This window comes from Bradyrhizobium sp. IC3123 (genome assembly GCF_020193625.1).
Taxonomy (GTDB): Bacteria; Pseudomonadota; Alphaproteobacteria; order Rhizobiales; family Xanthobacteraceae; genus Bradyrhizobium; species Bradyrhizobium yuanmingense.
In genome coordinates this window covers 85,236-102,516 of sequence record NZ_JADYVF010000007.1, presented here as the reverse complement: position 1 = coordinate 102,516, position 17,281 = coordinate 85,236, and the positions used below count along the sequence as shown (strand labels likewise).

15 protein-coding genes are annotated in these 17,281 nt (G+C 65.2%); 4 read left to right on the top strand and 11 right to left on the bottom strand.

The annotated features are described in order from the left end of the window. Positions 1-54: 54 nt before the first annotated feature. The 7 genes from I6F20_RS23090 to I6F20_RS23060 all read right to left on the bottom strand — a co-directional run bounded on the left by I6F20_RS23090 (position 55) and on the right by I6F20_RS23060 (position 8,844). A complete protein-coding gene (locus I6F20_RS23090; protein WP_225127961.1) occupies positions 55-813 on the bottom strand; it encodes an outer membrane lipoprotein carrier protein LolA in 759 nt (252 codons plus the stop codon). Between the two features lie 152 nt (positions 814-965). Continuing rightward, entirely contained in the window at positions 966-3,446 is a 2,481-nt protein-coding gene (locus I6F20_RS23085; RefSeq protein WP_225127960.1) for a DNA translocase FtsK, read from the bottom strand. A gap of 9 nt (positions 3,447-3,455) precedes the next feature. Next, positions 3,456-4,670, bottom strand: a complete 1,215-nt coding sequence (locus I6F20_RS23080; RefSeq protein ID WP_109141975.1) for an aminotransferase class I/II-fold pyridoxal phosphate-dependent enzyme — start codon at positions 4,668-4,670, stop codon at positions 3,456-3,458. A 325-nt stretch (positions 4,671-4,995) separates the two neighbouring features. Then, a complete protein-coding gene (locus I6F20_RS23075; protein WP_225127959.1) occupies positions 4,996-6,444 on the bottom strand; it encodes an ammonium transporter in 1,449 nt (482 codons plus the stop codon). Between the two features lie 37 nt (positions 6,445-6,481). Next, on the bottom strand, positions 6,482-6,820 hold the full coding sequence (locus tag I6F20_RS23070; protein WP_008142813.1) for a P-II family nitrogen regulator: 339 nt from the start codon (positions 6,818-6,820) through the stop codon (positions 6,482-6,484). A gap of 309 nt (positions 6,821-7,129) precedes the next feature. Further along, positions 7,130-8,431 (bottom strand): ammonium transporter, encoded by a 1,302-nt coding sequence (locus I6F20_RS23065; RefSeq protein WP_225127958.1) that lies wholly within the window; start codon positions 8,429-8,431, stop codon positions 7,130-7,132. A 74-nt stretch (positions 8,432-8,505) separates the two neighbouring features. Continuing rightward, a complete protein-coding gene (locus I6F20_RS23060; protein WP_008142802.1) occupies positions 8,506-8,844 on the bottom strand; it encodes a P-II family nitrogen regulator in 339 nt (112 codons plus the stop codon). 260 nt (positions 8,845-9,104) lie between these two features. Between I6F20_RS23060 and I6F20_RS23055 the strand changes: the two genes are divergently transcribed. Further along, positions 9,105-9,983, top strand: coding sequence for a DUF4339 domain-containing protein (locus I6F20_RS23055; RefSeq protein ID WP_225127957.1), 879 nt, complete (start codon positions 9,105-9,107; stop codon positions 9,981-9,983). Positions 9,984-10,013: 30 nt separating this feature from the next. Here I6F20_RS23055 and tesB read toward each other — a convergent pair whose 3' ends face one another. Next, a complete protein-coding gene (gene tesB, locus I6F20_RS23050) occupies positions 10,014-10,877 on the bottom strand; it encodes an acyl-CoA thioesterase II (RefSeq protein ID WP_036003028.1) in 864 nt (287 codons plus the stop codon). A gap of 205 nt (positions 10,878-11,082) precedes the next feature. Between tesB and I6F20_RS23045 the strand changes: the two genes are divergently transcribed. Further along, positions 11,083-12,303 carry a ubiquinone biosynthesis hydroxylase gene (locus tag I6F20_RS23045; RefSeq protein WP_225127955.1) on the top strand — a complete coding sequence of 407 codons (1,221 nt, stop codon included), beginning with the start codon at positions 11,083-11,085 and terminating at the stop codon, positions 12,301-12,303. Positions 12,304-12,370: 67 nt separating this feature from the next. Here the strand turns inward: I6F20_RS23045 and I6F20_RS23040 are convergent, their stop codons facing one another. Beyond that, the gene (locus I6F20_RS23040; RefSeq protein WP_036003042.1) at positions 12,371-12,568 is read right to left on the bottom strand and encodes a Trm112 family protein; all 198 of its coding nucleotides are present in this window, start codon (positions 12,566-12,568) and stop codon (positions 12,371-12,373) included. A gap of 57 nt (positions 12,569-12,625) precedes the next feature. Then, a complete protein-coding gene (locus I6F20_RS23035; RefSeq protein WP_225127953.1) occupies positions 12,626-13,156 on the bottom strand; it encodes a TetR/AcrR family transcriptional regulator in 531 nt (176 codons plus the stop codon). Between the two features lie 90 nt (positions 13,157-13,246). Here I6F20_RS23035 and I6F20_RS23030 point away from each other — a divergent pair, with 90 nt between their 5' ends. After that, positions 13,247-13,597: a hypothetical protein gene (locus I6F20_RS23030; RefSeq protein WP_036003036.1), complete on the top strand. Its 351-nt coding sequence runs from the start codon at positions 13,247-13,249 to the stop codon at positions 13,595-13,597. Positions 13,598-13,950: 353 nt separating this feature from the next. Then, the gene (locus I6F20_RS23025; RefSeq protein WP_225127951.1) at positions 13,951-16,452 is read left to right on the top strand and encodes an EAL domain-containing protein; all 2,502 of its coding nucleotides are present in this window, start codon (positions 13,951-13,953) and stop codon (positions 16,450-16,452) included. Between the two features lie 135 nt (positions 16,453-16,587). Here I6F20_RS23025 and I6F20_RS23020 read toward each other — a convergent pair whose 3' ends face one another. Further along, positions 16,588-17,265: an LON peptidase substrate-binding domain-containing protein gene (locus I6F20_RS23020; RefSeq protein ID WP_036003016.1), complete on the bottom strand. Its 678-nt coding sequence runs from the start codon at positions 17,263-17,265 to the stop codon at positions 16,588-16,590. Positions 17,266-17,281: the final 16 nt, after the last annotated feature.

Below are 17,281 nucleotides of genomic sequence, written 5' to 3'. Positions count from 1 at the left end.
AGGTGGTGGGCACGGCGCAAGAGCGCCTTTGCCCACCCTACGGCAGCGGAGCGCTCAACCCCGCGACGGCGTGTTGTAATTGGTGAAATCGATCTTGAACATGTTGGGGTCGAGCTTCTTGCTCGAGTCCAGATTGTACACCGCAATCGTCGTGTCGTAGCCCTGCGGATCGGTGACGGTCCACTGCTTGAGCTGGCCGTCCTTGGCGCCGAACATCAGCAGCAAGCGGCTGGTGCCGACCAGGGCCTGCTTCTCCTCGATGGTGACGCTGACGAAGACGTCGTCGGCCGAGACGCCAACGACATTGGTGTCCCTCATCAGGTCGATGCGGTCGGACAATAGAAAGCGCAGCGGCGTCTGCGACAGCGGGTAGACGTCCTGGGTCGCGAGCTTGCGGTCGCGCACCACGAGCGAGGATCCGTCGGCGACGATGTCGATCGGGCTCGGCGCATCATATTCGAAGCGTACCTTGCCGGGTTTCTGGATGTAGAAGTCGCCCTGCGTCTTGCTGCCGTCGGGACCGACCTGGACGAAATTCCCGACCAACGTCTGCAGCGACGACAGATAGGCGCTGACCTTGGCCGCCTGCGCTTTCTGGTTGGCGTCGAAGGTCTGGAAGATGCTGCTCGGAACGTTGCGCCGCGGATCCGGGATCACCGGATTGGGCGGCGCCTGCGTCGCGCCGGTGACGGCCGGCCCACCGGCGGTCGAGCCGCCGTCACGCCCCTTCGGCGCGGGCTTCGGCACCGGCACGGTCTGCGCGAAAGACGCAGCGGTCACCATCGCGGCGGTGACGAGAAGCACGCCGGCCATGCGCGCGCTTCGCGCGGCGATCGTGGCAGCGAATCGAATGTCCGGATGTCTGATCAACGCGTCGTCCTGTGTGGCTGGGCGCCCTTTTACCGTGATTTCGGGCAAAAGCAGATATCGAATTTGCGTGAAATGTTGCTCAGAGGCTCCTCGCCTCACATATGGCTGTCTTCTTCCTCGACCAGAATCTCGCGCTTGCCGGCATGGTTGGCGGGACCGACGATGCCCTCCAGTTCCATGCGCTCCATCAGCGATGCGGCGCGGTTGTAGCCGATTTGCAGGCGGCGCTGGATGTAGCTGGTCGAGGCCTTGCGATCGCGTTTGACGATCGCGACCGCCTGCTGGAAGAGATCGCCGCCGCCATCGCCGCCCATGCCGGTGGCGTCGAACACGGCACCGTCCTCGTCCTCGGTCGGCTCTTCGGCGGTGACGGCTTCGAGATATTCCGGCTGTCCCTGGGTCTTGAGGTGACGCACCACCTTCTCGACTTCCTCGTCGGAGGCGAACGGTCCGTGCACGCGGCTGATGCGGCCGCCGCCCGCCATGTAGAGCATGTCGCCCTGGCCGAGCAGCTGCTCGGCACCCATCTCGCCGAGGATGGTGCGGCTGTCGATCTTGGAGGTGACCTGGAAGGCGATGCGGGTCGGGAAGTTCGCCTTGATGGTGCCGGTGATGACGTCGACCGACGGACGCTGCGTCGCCAGGATCACGTGCAGGCCGGCGGCGCGCGCCATCTGCGCCAGACGCTGCACCGCGCCTTCGATGTCCTTGCCGGCGACCATCATCAGGTCGGCCATTTCGTCGACGATGATGACGATGTAGGGCAGCGGATCGAGCGAGAGCTTCTCTTCCTCGTAGATCGCCTTGCCGGTCTCCTTGTCGAAGCCGGTATGCACCGTGCGCGTCGGCTCCTCGCCCTTGGCCTTCAATTCGAGCAGGCGCGTGTTGTAACCGTCGATGTTGCGCACACCGAGCTTGGCCATGTTCTTGTAGCGCTCTTCCATCTCGCGCACGGCCCATTTCAGCGCGACCACCGCCTTCTTCGGGTCGGTCACAACAGGCGTGAGCAGATGGGGAATGCCGTCATAGACGGAGAGCTCGAGCATCTTCGGATCGACCATGATCAGGCGGCACTGGTCCGGCCGCAGCCGGTAGACCAGGCTGAGGATCATGGTGTTGATCGCGACCGACTTGCCCGAGCCGGTGGTACCGGCGATCAGCATGTGCGGGGTGCGCGCGAGGTCGATAATGACGGGGTCGCCGCCGATGGTCTTGCCGAGGCAGAGCGGCAGCTTCGCCACCGTGTCGGTCGCCTCCTTCGCCACCAGCAATTCGCGCAAATAGACTTTCTCGCGATGCGCGTTCGGCAGCTCGATGCCGATCGCGTTGCGGCCGGGCACGACGGCGACGCGTGCCGACAGCGCGCTCATCGAGCGGGCGATGTCGTCGGCAAGGCCGATCACGCGCGAGGACTTGATGCCGGGCGCCGGCTCCAGCTCGTACAGCGTAACGACCGGACCGGGATTAGCCTTCACGATCTCGCCGCGCACGCCGAAATCCTGCAGCACGCCTTCGAGCGAACGGGAATTGTTCTCCAGCTCGGCCTTGCTGAGCGGCTGGCGATCGCCGGCCTTTGGTGCGGCCAGCATGGAGACGGACGGGAGGTCGAACTTGTCGGAGGATTTCTTGGAAGCGGGCTTCGGCGCGGCTTTTTTCTTCGGGGCGCGCGCGGCGGGCTCCTCCTCTTCCTCCTCCTCGTCCTCCAATTCGTCTTCGTGCTCGTCCTCGTAGTCCTCGTCTTGAGACTGCGGCGAGATCGACGGCGCCGAGCGGCCGCCGCCGAGATTCGGCTCCTGCCGGCTGAACTGGGCGGCCTTGGTCTTCGGTCCGCTCGAGACCAGCGAGCGGTAGGCGGCACCACACAGCCAGATCAGCCGCGCCTTGGCGCTCATCAATGCATGGAACAGCCAGCCCAGCGAGACCGAACCCCGATCGCTCTCCTCGTCTTCGTCGAGCGGCTTGTCGTCATCGGCGACCTCAGCGATCTCGTCGTCTTGCTCGCGCGCGCCGAGGCCGCAGGCGATCAGGAAGGTCGCTGTCATCGCGGCGAACAGGATCGTGCCCAGCACGATGCGATAGATCGTACCGGCCGGCCCGAAGATCACCGCGGGCGCGCGCACCAGCGCATCGCCGACCACACCGCCGAGGCCGGTCGGCAGCGGCCAGGCCCCGCCATGCTGAAAGCAACTGACGAAGCCTGCCGCGATCACCGTGCAGAGAATCCAGGAGCCGAGCCGCAGCGCCTCGCGGTCGAACGGCCGATGCGTCATCATACGCCAGCCCCAGACCGCAGCGGTCAGGACCAGCATGATCGCGCCGAGCCCCAGGATCTGCATGGCGAGATCGGCGCCGATCGCGCCGGCATAGCCGAGGATGTTGCGGATCGGCCGCGAGGTCGCGTGGCTGAGACTGGGATCCTGCACCGACCACGTCATCAGCGCCGCCGCGGCGATGCCCGCCAGCGCGATCAGGCCGAGGCCGGCGAGCTCGCGCATGCGCCGCGCCAGCCCCTCGCGGATCGAGGGCGGCAGATGGCCGACCAGAGGAATGACGCGTTCGATTGCCGACATGCTCACGGGCCCCGCCTAACCCAGAGTCTCGACCAGCCGGTGCAGCGCCTGCGCCGTGGTCTCGCCGTCCTGCACCAGTGCGAGGCGGATATAGCCTGCGCCGGGATTGAATCCGTCAGGCTGCTGTCGCGCCAGGAAGCTGCCGGGCACCACGCGCACGCCGGCTTCCTTGAACAGCTTGAGCGTCACCGACACGTCGTCGCCGATCTCGGAGGTGTTGAGCCAGACGCAGAAGCCGGCATCGGGGCGGCGATAGCCGTAACGATTGCCGATGATCTGGTCGGCGAGGTCGAACTTGATCCGGTACAGCCGCCGATTCTCCTCGACATGCGCCTCGTCGCCATAGGCGACCGTCGCGACATGCTGCAGCGGCACCGGCACCTGGGGCGCGGCGATGTTGCGCAGCTCGAGGAACATGCCGATGAACCTCTTGTCGCCGGCGGCAAAGCCGACGCGCAGGCCCGGCAGGTTGGAGCGCTTCGACAGTGACTGGAACGCAACCACGCGCGTGAAGTCGGGGCCGGCGCATTCCAGCGCGCTGCCGGGTGCCTCGCGGGTGTAGATCTCGGAATAACATTCGTCGCTGAGGATCACGAAGCCGTAGCGGTCGGCGAGCTGCTTCAAGCGTTTGAAATAGCCGGGCCTCGCGACCGAGCCCTGCGGATTGGCGGGCGAAGCCAAGTAGAACGCCACCGTGCGCGCCAGGGTCGCTTCGTCGATGGCGTCGAGGTCGGGCAGGAAGCCGTTCTCGACCGTGGTCGGCAGATGGACCGGCTCGCAAGCGGCCGCAAGCGCGCCCGCGCCGTAGACCGGATAGAACGGGTTTGGCATCAGGATCGCGGGCTTGCCCGGACGCGGGCCGACATAGCGCGCGGCCGCGATCGCGGCGAGGAACAGCCCCTCGCGGCTGCCATTGAGGACGAGAATCTCGCTCTCGGGGTCGAGCGGCCGCGGCAGCTTGAAGCGCGTCGACAGCCAGGCCCCGGCGGCGTTGCGGAACGGATCGGTACCCTTGTTCGCGGGATAACGGCCGAAATCGGCGATGTGCTTGGCCAGCACCGGGCCGACAAAGTCGGGTACGGGATGCTGGGGCTCACCGACCGCAAGCGAAATCAAGGGCTTGCCCGGCTGATGCGGGGCCAGCAGCTCGTTCAGCCGGACGAAGGGCGAGCGTTCGGAATCGGAGCCATTACCGCCCTGCGGCGCACGGGATGAAGCGGTCAGAGCCATTCGTTGGGCGCCAGTACTCTTGGAACGGCCGGTCGCTACCAAAGGCGCCGGCGGGAAGCGGTTCAGTTCACCATAGATAGGGCGAGGTTAAGACGCGATTAACCATCGGCCGCCGCCCGCGTCCAGAGCGGGAATAATGGGGCCGGAGACAGCGGCGTGCATGGACGGTCCCCCCTCCCCCGGAGGCGCCTGCAGGCGGAGCGATCAAAAGAAAGGGGCTCCAGCTTGCGCTGGAGCCCCTCAACGGTCAGGGCATTGCCGGGTATGTGCCCGAACCGTAGTTGTGGACGCGGTCCCCGAAGAGACCGCGCCCGGGAGGAGAGGGTCACATGTTGTAGGCGCGCTCGGTGTGCTCGGTGATGTCGAGGCCTTCACGCTCGCTCTCGACATTGGCGCGGAGGCCGACGATCACATCGACAACCTTGAAGAGGATCGCCGAGCCGACGCCCGACCACACCAGCGTGGTGCAGACGGCCTTGATCTGGGCGAGCATCTGCGTGGCGAAGTCGTAATCGGCGACCTTCGGCGGGATCGCCGAATAGTCGATGATGCCGGCGCCGCCGAGCGCGGGGTTGACCAGAATGCCGGTGCCGATGGCGCCGACGATGCCGCCGATGCAGTGCACGCCGAACACGTCGAGCGAGTCGTCGTAGCCGAGCGCGTTCTTCACCACGGTGCAGAAGAACAGGCAGACCACGCCGACCACGAGGCCGAGGACGATCGCTCCCATGACGCCGGAGAAGCCGGCGGCGGGCGTGACGGCCACGAGGCCCGCGACGGCGCCTGAGATCACGCCGAGCACGGAGGGATGACCCTTGATGATCCACTCCGCGAACATCCACGACAGCGCGGCGGCTGCGGTGGCGACGAAGGAGTTGGTCATGGCGAGCGCAGCGCCGCCGCTGGCCTCGAGATTGGAGCCGGCATTGAAGCCGAACCAGCCGACCCAGAGCAGCGAGGCGCCGATCATCGACATGGTCAGCGAGTGCGGGGCCATCAGCTCCTTGCCGTAACCGACGCGCTTGCCGATCAGGAGAGCGCCGACCAGGCCCGCGATACCGGCGTTGATGTGCACCACGGTGCCGCCCGCGAAGTCGATCGCGCCCATCTTGAAGATCCAGCCGGCGTCGGCGTTGAGCTCGTCGAGCTTGGCCTGCGCCGCGGTCTTCGCCGCCGCGTCAGTGGCGGCTGCCAGCGCCTTGGCCGCATCCTGGATCAGGTCCGGACCCTGCCAGTACCAGACCATGTGCGCGATCGGGAAATAGACCAGCGTCACCCAGAGCGGAACGAACAGCGCGATCGCCGCGAACTTCATGCGCTCGGCGAAGGCGCCGACGATGAGGGCGGGCGTGATCGCCGCGAAGGTCATCTGGAAGCAGACGTAGATCAGCTCCGAGATGTTGGCGTCGACCGAGAAGGTCGCCGCCTTCGTATCAGTGGTGACGCCCATCATGAAGGCCTTGGAGAAGCCGCCAATGAAGTCGGAGCCGCCGGTGAAGGTGAGGCTGTAGCCGTATACGGCCCAGATCACGCAGACGACGCAGACGGTGTAGAACACCTGCATCAGGACCGAGAGCATGTTCTTGGAACGAACCAGACCGCCGTAGAACAGCGCGAGGCCGGGGATCGTCATCAACAGCACCAGCACTGTCGATGTCATCATCCAGGCGTTGTCTCCCTTGTTGACCGTTGGCTCGGCGTAGGCTGCGGTCGCAGCGAACAGGCCGACTGCGAGAGCCGCCAGTCCCGCGCCATAGGGACGCTTGAACGTCATATTGTTTACTCCTGCTTGGATAAGGTTGAGCGCGAAATCAGAGGGCCGCGGCATCGGCCTCGCCGGTGCGGATACGCACCGCGTGGTCGAGGTTGATGACGAAGATCTTGCCGTCGCCGATCTGTCCGGTTTTCGCCGCGGACGTGATGGCATCGATGGTCTTGTCGACCTGGTCGGAGGCGACAGCGACCTCGATCTTGATCTTGGGCAGGAAGCTCACGGCATATTCGGCGCCGCGATAGATTTCCGTATGGCCCTTCTGGCGGCCATACCCCTTGACTTCCGTCACCGTGAGACCGTGAACGCCGATGGCGGTCAGGGCGTCACGGACTTCTTCAAGCTTGAATGGCTTGATGATCGCCATAACAATTTTCATGGGTCCTATCCCCGCTTGGGCCCGGTCCGGACGTGGCCGGGCGTTCTCGACTGGTTCGCCACGAGGGAGAAGTTTCACTACGCGGGCACAGCCGGACCCCTAGAATCAAATGCCGTGCCAGATCAGGCGGATTGCCTAACGGACTATGAAGACGGGGGTTTTCGCCTTTGGCGGGTGCTGCGATGCAGTGCGCTATTACGTCGCGCTCAAAACGTGGTCACGCCTGCTGAAAATAAGGGCAAGACAGGCTCCCGACACAATGTTGCTCACGTGTCGGGCAGCGAGGCGGTATTTACGTAGCGTCGGGACCTATTGCAGGGCTTCACCGTGCTGCGAAATATCCAGACCCTCGAGCTCGTGCTCACGGGATACGCGCAAGGGCACGAACAGGCCGACCAGCTTGAGCAGGATGAAGCTGACGCCCGCCGACCAGACGAAGGTCACGGCGACCCCATAGAACTGGATCAGGAGCTGCTGCGGATTGCCCTCCAGCAGGCCGGCGGTGCCGCCGATGGCGCTGGTGGCGAACACGCCGCCGAGCAGGGTGCCGGTCAGGCCGCCGATGCCGTGGACGCCGAAGACGTCGAGCGAATCGTCGTAGTCGAAGCGGTGCTTCAGCCAGGTACAGGCCCAGTAGCAGAGTGCACCGGCAATGATGCCGATGACGATGCCGTGCCATGGCGCGACGAAGCCCGAGGCCGGCGTGATGGTGCCGAGACCTGCGACCGCGCCGGAGATCATGCCGAGCACCGAGGGCTTGCGCCGCGTCGCCCATTCGATCGCGCCCCAGGTCAGCGCGCCCGCGCAGGCGGCCAGATGGGTCGCGATGATCGCCATCACCGCGCGTGAGTTCGCAACGAGTGCCGAGCCGCCGTTGAAGCCGAACCAGCCGACCCACAACAGGCCGGTGCCCATCACTGCGAGCGACAGATCGAACGGCGAGAGATTCTCGGTGCCGTAGCCGTGACGGCGTCCCATCACCTTGGCTGCAACGAGGCCGCCGGTGCCGGCCGACAGATGCACGACGAGACCGCCGGCGAAATCGAGCACGCCCATGCTGGCGAGGAAGCCGCCGCCCCACACCCAATGCGCCAGCGGAATGTAGACGAAGATGAACCAGGCGACCGAGAACAGGAGATAGGCGGAGAACCGCATGCGGTCGGCGACCGAGCCGGCGACCAGCGCCACCGTGATGATGGCAAACGTCATCTGGTACAGCATGAACAGCGATTCCGGAATCGTCTTCGCCGCCGGGTTGACGCTGTCCATGGTCATGCCGGCGAGAAACCAGCGATCGAGCGTGCCGATCCAGGGGCCGTCGCCGACGAAGCACAGCGAGTAGCCGAACGCCACCCAGAGAATGGAGATCAGCGTTACCGCGGCCAGGCTCTGCGCCATGGTGGCGAGCACGTTCTTCTTGCGCACCATGCCGGAGTAGAACAGCGCAAGCCCCGGGATCGTCATCATCAGCACCAGCGCTGTCGCGACGATCATCCAGGCGGTGTCGGCGGTGCTGATCTCGTTTGCCGCCGCGCGCGCCGGCGAAGCCATGGCGGACACAAATCCGATTGGCGCAGCCATTGCAGCTGCGCGGCGCGACAATCCCGCCATATCGTTCCCCCCGGCATCAATTGGCGTCGCACGCTGTGGCGTCGTTGCCCGGTGCGATCGAAGAATAATTTGTGTTAAAGCGCGTCGCTGTCGGTCTCGCCGGTGCGGATGCGCAGCGCGTGGTCGATCGGCGTGACGAAGATCTTGCCGTCGCCGATCTGGCCGGTGCGCGCCGTCGCGGTGATCACGGCGACCGCCTTGTCGGCGACGTCGGAAGCGACCGCGATCTCGATGCGCAGCTTCGGCAGGAAGTTCACGACATATTCGGCGCCGCGATAGATCTCGGTGTGGCCCTTCTGCCGGCCATAGCCTTTCACCTCGGTCACGGTCATGCCGTGCACGCCGATCGCCGTTAGGGCCTGGCGGACCTCATCGAGCTTGAAGGGTTTGATGATCGCGACGACGAGTTTCATGGTCAGGCCTATTCCCCGGGATGCGCCGCGCCGTATGTCCCCGGCGCTGCGTCAATCTGGCATCTTTCCGGGCAAATGGCACAAAAAAGTTGCAGATTGAAGCGGAAAAACGTTTGGCCAAGGGCGATCATGTGAACGGCCGCCTCTGTACAGGGCAGCTGTTCATCATTCACAATGCATTTTTGGCATGGATGCGGTGAACCCAGGCGTGAACCGAAGCGTCCCGGCCGGTACATACCTAAGTTCGAGGGGGACGTTCCATGGCGAGTTGGTTCTACGCATCCGAGGGTAAGCAGCAGGGGCCCTTTCCGGAAGGGCAATTCCGCGACCTCGTTGCCCAGGGCGTCGTGCGTCCGGACACCTTGGTCTGGACCGAGGGCATGGCCGGCTGGCAGAAGGCCGCCGAAATTCCCGGCCTGATCGGCGGCGGTGCGCCGCCGATGGTCCCGACGGGCGGAGGTGGCTATGGCGGCGCTGCCGGCTATGCAAGCGGTGGATCGCTCTCGGTCGATTTCAGCATCCTCGAATTCACCTGGCGCAGCATCGTCCTGCTGATCGGAATGATCTTCGTCATCCCGGCGCCCTGGGCCTTCGTCTGGTACACCAGATGGATCGTCTCCTGCGTGAAGGTCCCTGGGCGGCCGAACCTCAGCTTCACCGGCAATGCGATGACATTGGTGCCGTGGTATTTCGGCTTCATCGTTCTCGCCATCGCGCTCGGCTTCGTCGGCAGCGAGATATTGAGCAATCTGCTGTTCATCGTGCAGATCGTGCTCTACTGGCTCCTGATCAAATGGATGGTCGCGAACCTCGCCTCCAACGAGCAGCCGCTGGGCCTCAGCTTCACCGGTTCGGTCTGGGCCTATATCGGCTGGAATCTGTTGTTTGCGATTTCCATCATCACCATCATCGGCTGGGCCTGGGTGGCCGCGGCCCAGATGCGCTGGTTCTGCCGCAACGTCGAGGGCACCCGGCGCGAGATCGTCTTCAAGGGCAGCGGCCTCGATATCCTCTGGCGCGGCATCGTGGCCGCCATCCTGATGTGCTTCATCATCCCGATCCCGTGGGTGTACCGCTGGATCATGAACTGGTTCGCCTCGCAGACCGAGCTCGCGCCGCGCGGCTCGCTCGGGGCATGATCCGAACGCTTCAGGCGCTGCTTGAAGCGATCAGGCCTTCCGTTCGCGCACCGAGCCTTCCTGCGCGACGGAGGCGACCAGCGTGCCGTCCGGCTTGAAGATCGAGCCGCGGGTCAGCCCCCGGCCCGATTGCGCGCTCGGCGAATCCTGCGCGTAGAGCAGCCATTCGTCGGCGCGGAACGGGCGATGGAACCACATCGCGTGGTCGAGACTCGCCGGCATCATGCGTTTGTCGAACAGCGTGCGGCCATAGCGCGCCATGATCGCGTCGAGCAGCGAGAAGTCCGAGGCGTAAGCGAGCGCGCACATGTGCAGCGCCGGATCGTCGGGCAGCTTGGCGGCGGTCTTGATCCAGACGTGGATGCGGCCGTCGTCGATCTTCTGGCCGAAATAACGGCCGAGCTCGACCGGGCGCAGCTCGATCGGCCGATCGGATTCGTAGTAGCGGCGGATGAAGTCCGGCATCTCCTTGAACATCGGCTGCTTCGCCACCTCCTCCGCCGTGAGCTTTTCCGGCGGCGGCACGTCCGGCATCTTGTCCTGGTGGTCGAACGCAGTCTCCTCCTCGGCGTGGAACGACACCATGATCGAGAAGATCGCGTTGCCGTGCTGGATCGCGGTGACGCGGCGGGTCGAGTAGCTCTTGCCGTCGCGCAGGCGCTCGACCTGATAGATGATCGGGATCTGCGGATCGCCCGGCAGGATGAAATAGCAATGCAGCGAATGCGGCAGCCGGCCCTCCACGGTGCGGCAGGCCGCGACCATCGCCTGCCCGATCACCTGGCCGCCGAACACCCGCTGCCAGCTCGTCTTCGGGCTGTTGCCGCGGAACAGGTTCACCTCGAGCTGCTCGAGGTCGAGGATCCCGATGAGGTCGATCAGTCCTTTGGACATGATGGTGCTTTCCAGTGATGCCTCATTCCGGGGCGCACGCGGTGCGAACCCGAAAATCTCGAGCTGATAAACCTCCGGATTCCGGGTACGCGCGTTGCGCGCCCCGGAATGACGGAACGAAGGGCTAGCGGTCCTCGTTTCACCGCACTGTTTCGCCCAGCTCAAGTCTGCTAGCAAGACCGAGAATTGTCCGGGAAGCTTTGGTATGTCGGTACAGGGTAGCATTGTCATCGGTGGCGGCGCGTTTGCCGGCCTTGCGCTGGCCTTGGCGCTACGCCAGGGGCTCGGGCCCGAGATCCCAATCATCGTCGCCGATCCCGCGCTCGGCACGCGGCCGAGCCGCGACCCCCGCGCCACCGCGATCGTCGCCGCCTGCCGCCGCCTGTTCGAGACGATCGGCGCCTGGGACGACGTCCGGGGCGAGGCCCAGCCGATCCTCGACATGGTCGTCACCGATTCCAAGCTCGAGGACGCCACCCGCCCGGTGTTCCTGAACTTCGCCGGCGACGTCGCGCCGGGCGAGCCCTTCGCGCATATGATCGAGAACCGCCGCCTGATCGACGCGCTGGTGGTGCGCGCCGAGGCCGAGGGCATCGATCTTCGCGCCACCCCGGTCGCCTCCTACGATGCGCGCACCGACGGCATCGAGGTGACGCTCGGCGACGGCAGCGTGATCGCGGCGGGCCTCTTGGTCGCCGCCGATGGCGCGCGGTCGAAGCTGCGCGAGCGCGCCGGCATCGTCACTCATGGCTGGGAGTACGATCAGTCCGGCATCGTCGTCACCGTCGGCCACGAGCGCGATCACGAGGGCCGCGCCGAGGAACACTTCCTGCCGGCCGGCCCGTTCGCGATCCTGCCGCTCACCGGCAAACGCTCCTCGCTGGTGTGGACCGAGCGCCGCACTGAGGCCGCGCGCATCATCGCCCTCAGCGACGAGGAATTCCACGCCGAGCTCGAGCAGCGCTTCGGCCTGCATCTCGGCGAGGTCAAGGTGCTCGACAAGCCGCGGGCGTTTCCGCTGTCTTATTTCGTCGCGCGGTCCTTCATCGCCGAGCGCCTCGCGCTGGTCGGCGACGCTGCCCATGTCATCCACCCCATCGCGGGCCAGGGCCTCAACATGGGCCTGAAGGACGTCGCTGCGCTGGCGGAAGTGGTGGTCGATGCCGCGCGGCTCGGCCTGGATATCGGCGGGGCGGACGTGCTCGAACGCTACCAGCGCTGGCGCCGGTTCGACACCATGGCGATGGGCGTCGCCACCAACTCGCTGAACTTCCTGTTCTCCAACCAGTCGACGCTGTTGCGCACGGTGCGCGACATCGGCCTCGGCCTCGTCGACCGCGCCCCGCCGCTGAAGAACCTCTTCATCCGCCAGGCCGCAGGCCTCACCGGCGAGGTGCCGCGGCTGTTGAAGGGCGAGGCGTTGTAAGGGCGAATGGTGAGTATCGAGTGGCGAGTGGACCCATTCGCCATTCGCCACTCCCCACTCGCTGTTATCAATCGATCTTGCGCGCCTCTTCCGGCAGCATGATCGGGATGCCGTCGCGAATGGGATAAGCGAGCTTGGCGCTGCGCGAGATCAGCTCCTGCCGCTCAGCATCGAATTCCAGCGGGCCCTTTGTCAGCGGGCAGACCAGGATCTCCAGCAATTTTGGATCGACGCTGGCTTCGGGACGTTCGGTGGGCGCGTTCATGGAAGTCTCCGGCACTTGCTTGCCTTTAGCATAGAAATTCGCGCCCGCCATCGCGCTTTAGGCGGAGACCATCGCCAGGAGCTCGTCGAGCATGGTCCGCAGCCGCGCGGCCGGGATTGACGGGCCTGACAGGGCGAAACCGAGAAATGTCCAGTACAGGATCTGCGCGCGGGCCTGCGCCGTTGCCGGGGCGAGTCCCCGCTTTTGCAGCAGCTCCTCGATATAATCGAGCCTGCGGCGATCGATGGCACGCACCGCCCCTTGCGCGCTCGCATCGAACGCCGCCCAATTGCGCACCGCGCGTTCGAGGTCGAGCCGCGCGCCGAAGGATCTCCGCAGCAGCATCTTGACCGGCTCGTCGCCGGCGGCTTCGACGTCGGCGATGATCCGCTCGGCCGCGATCTCGCGCCAGCGCCTCAGCACCGCGGCGTGAAACGCGGCGAGATCGGCGAAATGCCAATAGAAGCTGCCGCGCGACACGCCCATGGCCTTGGCGAGCGGCTCGGCCTTCAAGGCCGTGAAGCCGCTCTTGGCCAGGGCCTTGAGGCCCTGGCCAGTCCAATCGTCAGCGGAGAGCTGTTGGTTCATGTCGTTTCCCGGAAGCGCACCATACACTAGTGTATTGACAAGCGCTTGGCCAGACGCTATCGAAACATACATGAGTGTATGGAGGCGTCGATGCGGGATCTGCTGCTCCAGTGTGCGGGCGTCGTGACCATCGCCGTTGCGCTCGTTCACGGCTACCTCGGCGAAGCCAAGGTCTTCGCCCGCGCGCGCATCGAGCCGGAGCGCCTCCGCACCTTGATCCGGCTGGTGTGGCAGGCCTCGACCGTGGCCTGGATCGGCGGTGGCGTGCTGCTGATCGCGGCGCCGTGGATGCAATCGGAGCCGGCTCGTCACTGGATCGTCGCGACCATGGCCTGCGTGTTCGGCTGCTCCGCCCTCGCCAACGCATGGGCGACGCGGGGCCGGCATTTCGGCTGGATGGCGCTCAGTGCGGTCGTCGTGATGTCGGTTGCCGGGTACTAGAACTCATCTAAAGCGGACCAGATCCGTTATCGATCGACCAGGCATTCTTCGGATGCCGTCATCGTCCTGGTCGTGCTCCACGTTGCTGGTGTGGCGCTGATAGGACTCCTGCAGCGTGATGATCACCGGACGCAAGCGCATCCGCGTCCATCTCCGGTCATCCGCAAACGCGCGCAGCGGGCTTCCGGCGCGACCGGCGCGCGGAACGTGTTAGCCCCACAGATCAAATTTTACGGACGGTGTTGGCAAGCCGCTAAGCATGCGATCAGGCGCGGCACAAAATTAACGCGAAGGGCGATTAGCCGGTCCAGCATCGACAAACATCAACAATATCGACGATGGGGCGAAACTGAATGTTCCGCGTTTTCTCCTGCCTTACGGCCGAACACGATTGGCGGCTCGTCGTGCTCGCTGCTCTGGTCTGCTTCGTTGCCAGCATCGTCGCGGTCAGCATCTTCCACCGCGCGATCGCAACGCGCGGGAGAACCCGGTGGATCTGGATCGCCATTGCCGGTGCGGCCATCGGATACGGCATTTGGGCTACGCATTTCGTCGCGATGCTCGCCTACGAGCCCGGGGTCACGACGGGCTACGGCATCGTGTTGACGGCGTCCTCTCTCGCGGCGGCAATGCTGCTGACCTCGGTCGGCTTCGGCGTCGCGGTCGTCACGTCCGGCCGCTGGCGCGCGGCGGCTGGCGGCGTCATCATCGGTGGCGGCATTGCCAGCATGCACTATCTCGGAATGTGGGCGCTCGAAGTGCCGGGCCGAGTCTCCTGGTCCGTGGACCTCGTGCTCCTCTCCATCGTTCTGGGCATGTGTTTTGGCTACGCTGCGCTGGCGGCAGCGCTCACCCGTCAGGGTTATAGCGGCACGCTGGCAGCCGCCACCCTGCTGACGCTCGCCATCGTGTCGCATCACTTCACGGCCATGGGCGCCGTGCAGATCACACCGGATCCGGCGCTCGCGACCGATACGCTTTCGCTGTCTCCGGCCTTCCTCGCGCTCGCCATCGCCGGCGTCGCATTGTCCGTGCTGGGCATGAGCCTGATCGGAGTGCTGGCCGATCGTCGTCTGGCGACCAGAACCGCTAGGTTCGAGGAGATCATCAGCCAGCTCTCCATCGCCCGGCAGCAGCTCGAAGGGTCGCAGAACGAGCTCAAGGAACAGAAGCTGAGGCTGGACACGGCCATCAACCATATGGTCGAGGGCCTTTGCATGTTCGACGCCGGGAAGCGGCTCGTCATCTGCAACGAGCGTTACGCCCGTTTGTACCGGCTGCCGCCGGAATTGCTGCGTGCGGGAACTCCGCACCGCGACATCATCCGTCATCGCGTTACCAGCGGCATACTCGAAGGCGAGGCCAGCGATTTCGCCGCCGAACGGCAGATCGCCAGGCTCGAAGCACTGCCGATCCATGCCGTCTCGAGCCGCATCGATGCGTTCGCCGATGGGCGGCTGATCTGCGTGACGCGGCAGCCGATGGCCGGCGGCGGCTGGGTGGCTACGCATCTGGATGTCACCGAGCAACGCCGGTCCGAAGCGAAGATCACCTACATGGCGGAACACGATGCGCTCACCGAGTTGCCGAACCGCGTGCTGCTCAAGGCGCGTCTGGAGCCTGCACTCGCCGATACGCGTGGCGGAAATCTCCATCTGGCGGTTCTCCTGCTCGACCTCGACCGCTTCAAGGAGGTCAACGACACGCTCGGACATCCGGCGGGCGACCTGCTGCTGCGCTCAGTCGCGGCGCGCTTGCTGGATTGCATCAGGGAGACGACGTTCGTCGCCCGACTGGGCGGCGACGAATTCGCAATCGTCGACTACGTGACCAATCCGGCTGCGGACGCGGCCTCTCTCGCCGAGGCGATCCATGGCGCGCTCAGCGAGCCGTTCGATCTCGGCGATCATCAGGTCATTGTCGGCACCAGCATCGGGATCGCCCTTGCGCCCCGAGACGGCGCCGATTCCGACACGATCCTCAGGAGCGCAGATCTTGCCCTCTACTCGGCCAAGAGCGGCGGACGTGGTGCATTCCGCTTCTTCGAGCCGGAGCTGGACCGGCTCCTGCATGCGCGCCGCAACCTGGAGCGGGATCTGCGGAAGGCGCTTGCGAGGAGCGAATTCGAGCTCCACTACCAGCCGTTCGTCAATTTGAAGAGCGGCGAGACCTGTGGCTTCGAGGCGTTGCTGCGTTGGCATCACCCCGAGCGGGGTCTGGTCTCGCCCGGCGAATTCATTCCCGTCGCGGAGGAAACTGGCTTGATCCTGCCGCTGGGGCAATGGGTGTTGAGAACCGCCTGTGCCGAAGCGGCAAAATGGCGTTCCGACCTGAAGATCGCGATCAACCTGTCTCCAGCGCAATTCAGGAGCAAGGAGCTCGTGTCGACGATCGTGAGCGCACTGGCGGCGTCGGGGATTGCTTCAGACCGGCTCGAGCTCGAGGTCACCGAAACCGTCATCATGCATGACAGCGGGACCGTATTCGCAGCACTCAGCCAGCTGCGCGAGCTCGGGGTGCGGATTGCCCTCGACGATTTCGGCACCGGCTATTCGTCGCTCAGCTTTCTGCAGAAGTTTCCCTTCGACAAGATCAAGATCGATCGCAGCTTCGTCAGCGAGCTGTCCAGTCCGATGGAGGAGCCCCGTCGGATCGCGCGGGCCGTGGTCCAGTTCGCCACGAGTCTCGGTAAGACGTCCACCGCCGAAGGCGTCGAAACCGCCGAGCAGCTGGACATCCTGCGCCAGGAGGGCTGCGTCGAGGCCCAGGGTTTCCACCTCAGCCCGCCGATACGGGCCTCGACGGTCGCACGGCTTGCGGATCGAAAGGCCGAGGCCGGCGAGTTTGCCGCATAGAGCATGATCCGGACCCGAAGGGCCGCGTCAGCGCAAAGTGTGTAGCGGTTTCCGAAAAGATCATGCTCAAACCAAAAAACCCAACGCGCGATGAGGATTTATCCTAATCGCATCGCGCTTTGGGTCGCTTGACGATCACTGCAGCGGCGGGTCGCCGCTAGTGCGCTTCTTGGCGAGGTCCATCTCGGTGACGGCGATCAGGATCTCGGCGCGGGTCTTCAGGTCGGGCGCCTCCAGCATGGCCTGCTTTTCCGCGGGGCCGTAGGGCGACATCATCGCGAGCGCATTGACGAGGGCTTCATTGGGCGCGCTCTCGACGCCCTCCCAGTCGACCTTGAGGTTGTTGGCCTTCAGGAAGTCCGCCAGCACCGCCAGCAGCGCCTCGCGGTCGACCTCCTCCTCGCCGCGGCGCGCGGTGAAATCGTCGACGTAGGCGAAGAAGTCCACCTTGCACTGCCGATAGGGGGTGAGCACCTCGAGCTCCTCGACCACCTTGAAGCGCGAAACGCCGGTGAGCTCGAGGATGTAGCGGCCGTCGCCGGACTCGGCGAGCTGGGTGATGCGGCCGACGCAGCCGACGCGGAACAGCGCCGGCTTGTCGGAATCCTTCCGCGAATGCGCGATGTCGGGCTGGATCATGCCGATCAGGCGATGGCCGTCGCGGAAGGAATCGTCGACCATCGAAAGGTAGCGCGGCTCGAAGATGTTGAGCGGCATCTGGCCGCGCGGCAGCAGCAGCGCGCCCGGCAGCGGGAAGACCGGAATGATCTCCGGGAGGTCGGCGGGCCCGCGATATTCGATGTTGATCGGCATCTGCCCGGTCCCCTGG

Coding starts and splice junctions, on each gene's coding strand:
- I6F20_RS23090 (WP_225127961.1), bottom strand. CDS start 813: ATGGCCGGCGTGCTTCTCGTCACCGCCGCGATGGTGACCGCTGCGTCT.
- I6F20_RS23080 (WP_109141975.1), bottom strand. CDS start 4,670: ATGGCTCTGACCGCTTCATCCCGTGCGCCGCAGGGCGGTAATGGCTCC.
- I6F20_RS23075 (WP_225127959.1), bottom strand. CDS start 6,444: ATGACGTTCAAGCGTCCCTATGGCGCGGGACTGGCGGCTCTCGCAGTC.
- I6F20_RS23070 (WP_008142813.1), bottom strand. CDS start 6,820: ATGAAAATTGTTATGGCGATCATCAAGCCATTCAAGCTTGAAGAAGTC.
- I6F20_RS23065 (WP_225127958.1), bottom strand. CDS start 8,431: ATGGCGGGATTGTCGCGCCGCGCAGCTGCAATGGCTGCGCCAATCGGA.
- I6F20_RS23060 (WP_008142802.1), bottom strand. CDS start 8,844: ATGAAACTCGTCGTCGCGATCATCAAACCCTTCAAGCTCGATGAGGTC.
- I6F20_RS23055 (WP_225127957.1), top strand. CDS start 9,105: ATGGCGAGTTGGTTCTACGCATCCGAGGGTAAGCAGCAGGGGCCCTTT.
- tesB (WP_036003028.1), bottom strand. CDS start 10,877: ATGTCCAAAGGACTGATCGACCTCATCGGGATCCTCGACCTCGAGCAG.
- I6F20_RS23045 (WP_225127955.1), top strand. CDS start 11,083: ATGTCGGTACAGGGTAGCATTGTCATCGGTGGCGGCGCGTTTGCCGGC.
- I6F20_RS23040 (WP_036003042.1), bottom strand. CDS start 12,568: ATGAACGCGCCCACCGAACGTCCCGAAGCCAGCGTCGATCCAAAATTG.
- I6F20_RS23035 (WP_225127953.1), bottom strand. CDS start 13,156: ATGAACCAACAGCTCTCCGCTGACGATTGGACTGGCCAGGGCCTCAAG.
- I6F20_RS23030 (WP_036003036.1), top strand. CDS start 13,247: ATGCGGGATCTGCTGCTCCAGTGTGCGGGCGTCGTGACCATCGCCGTT.
- I6F20_RS23025 (WP_225127951.1), top strand. CDS start 13,951: ATGTTCCGCGTTTTCTCCTGCCTTACGGCCGAACACGATTGGCGGCTC.
- I6F20_RS23020 (WP_036003016.1), bottom strand. CDS start 17,265: ATGCCGATCAACATCGAATATCGCGGGCCCGCCGACCTCCCGGAGATC.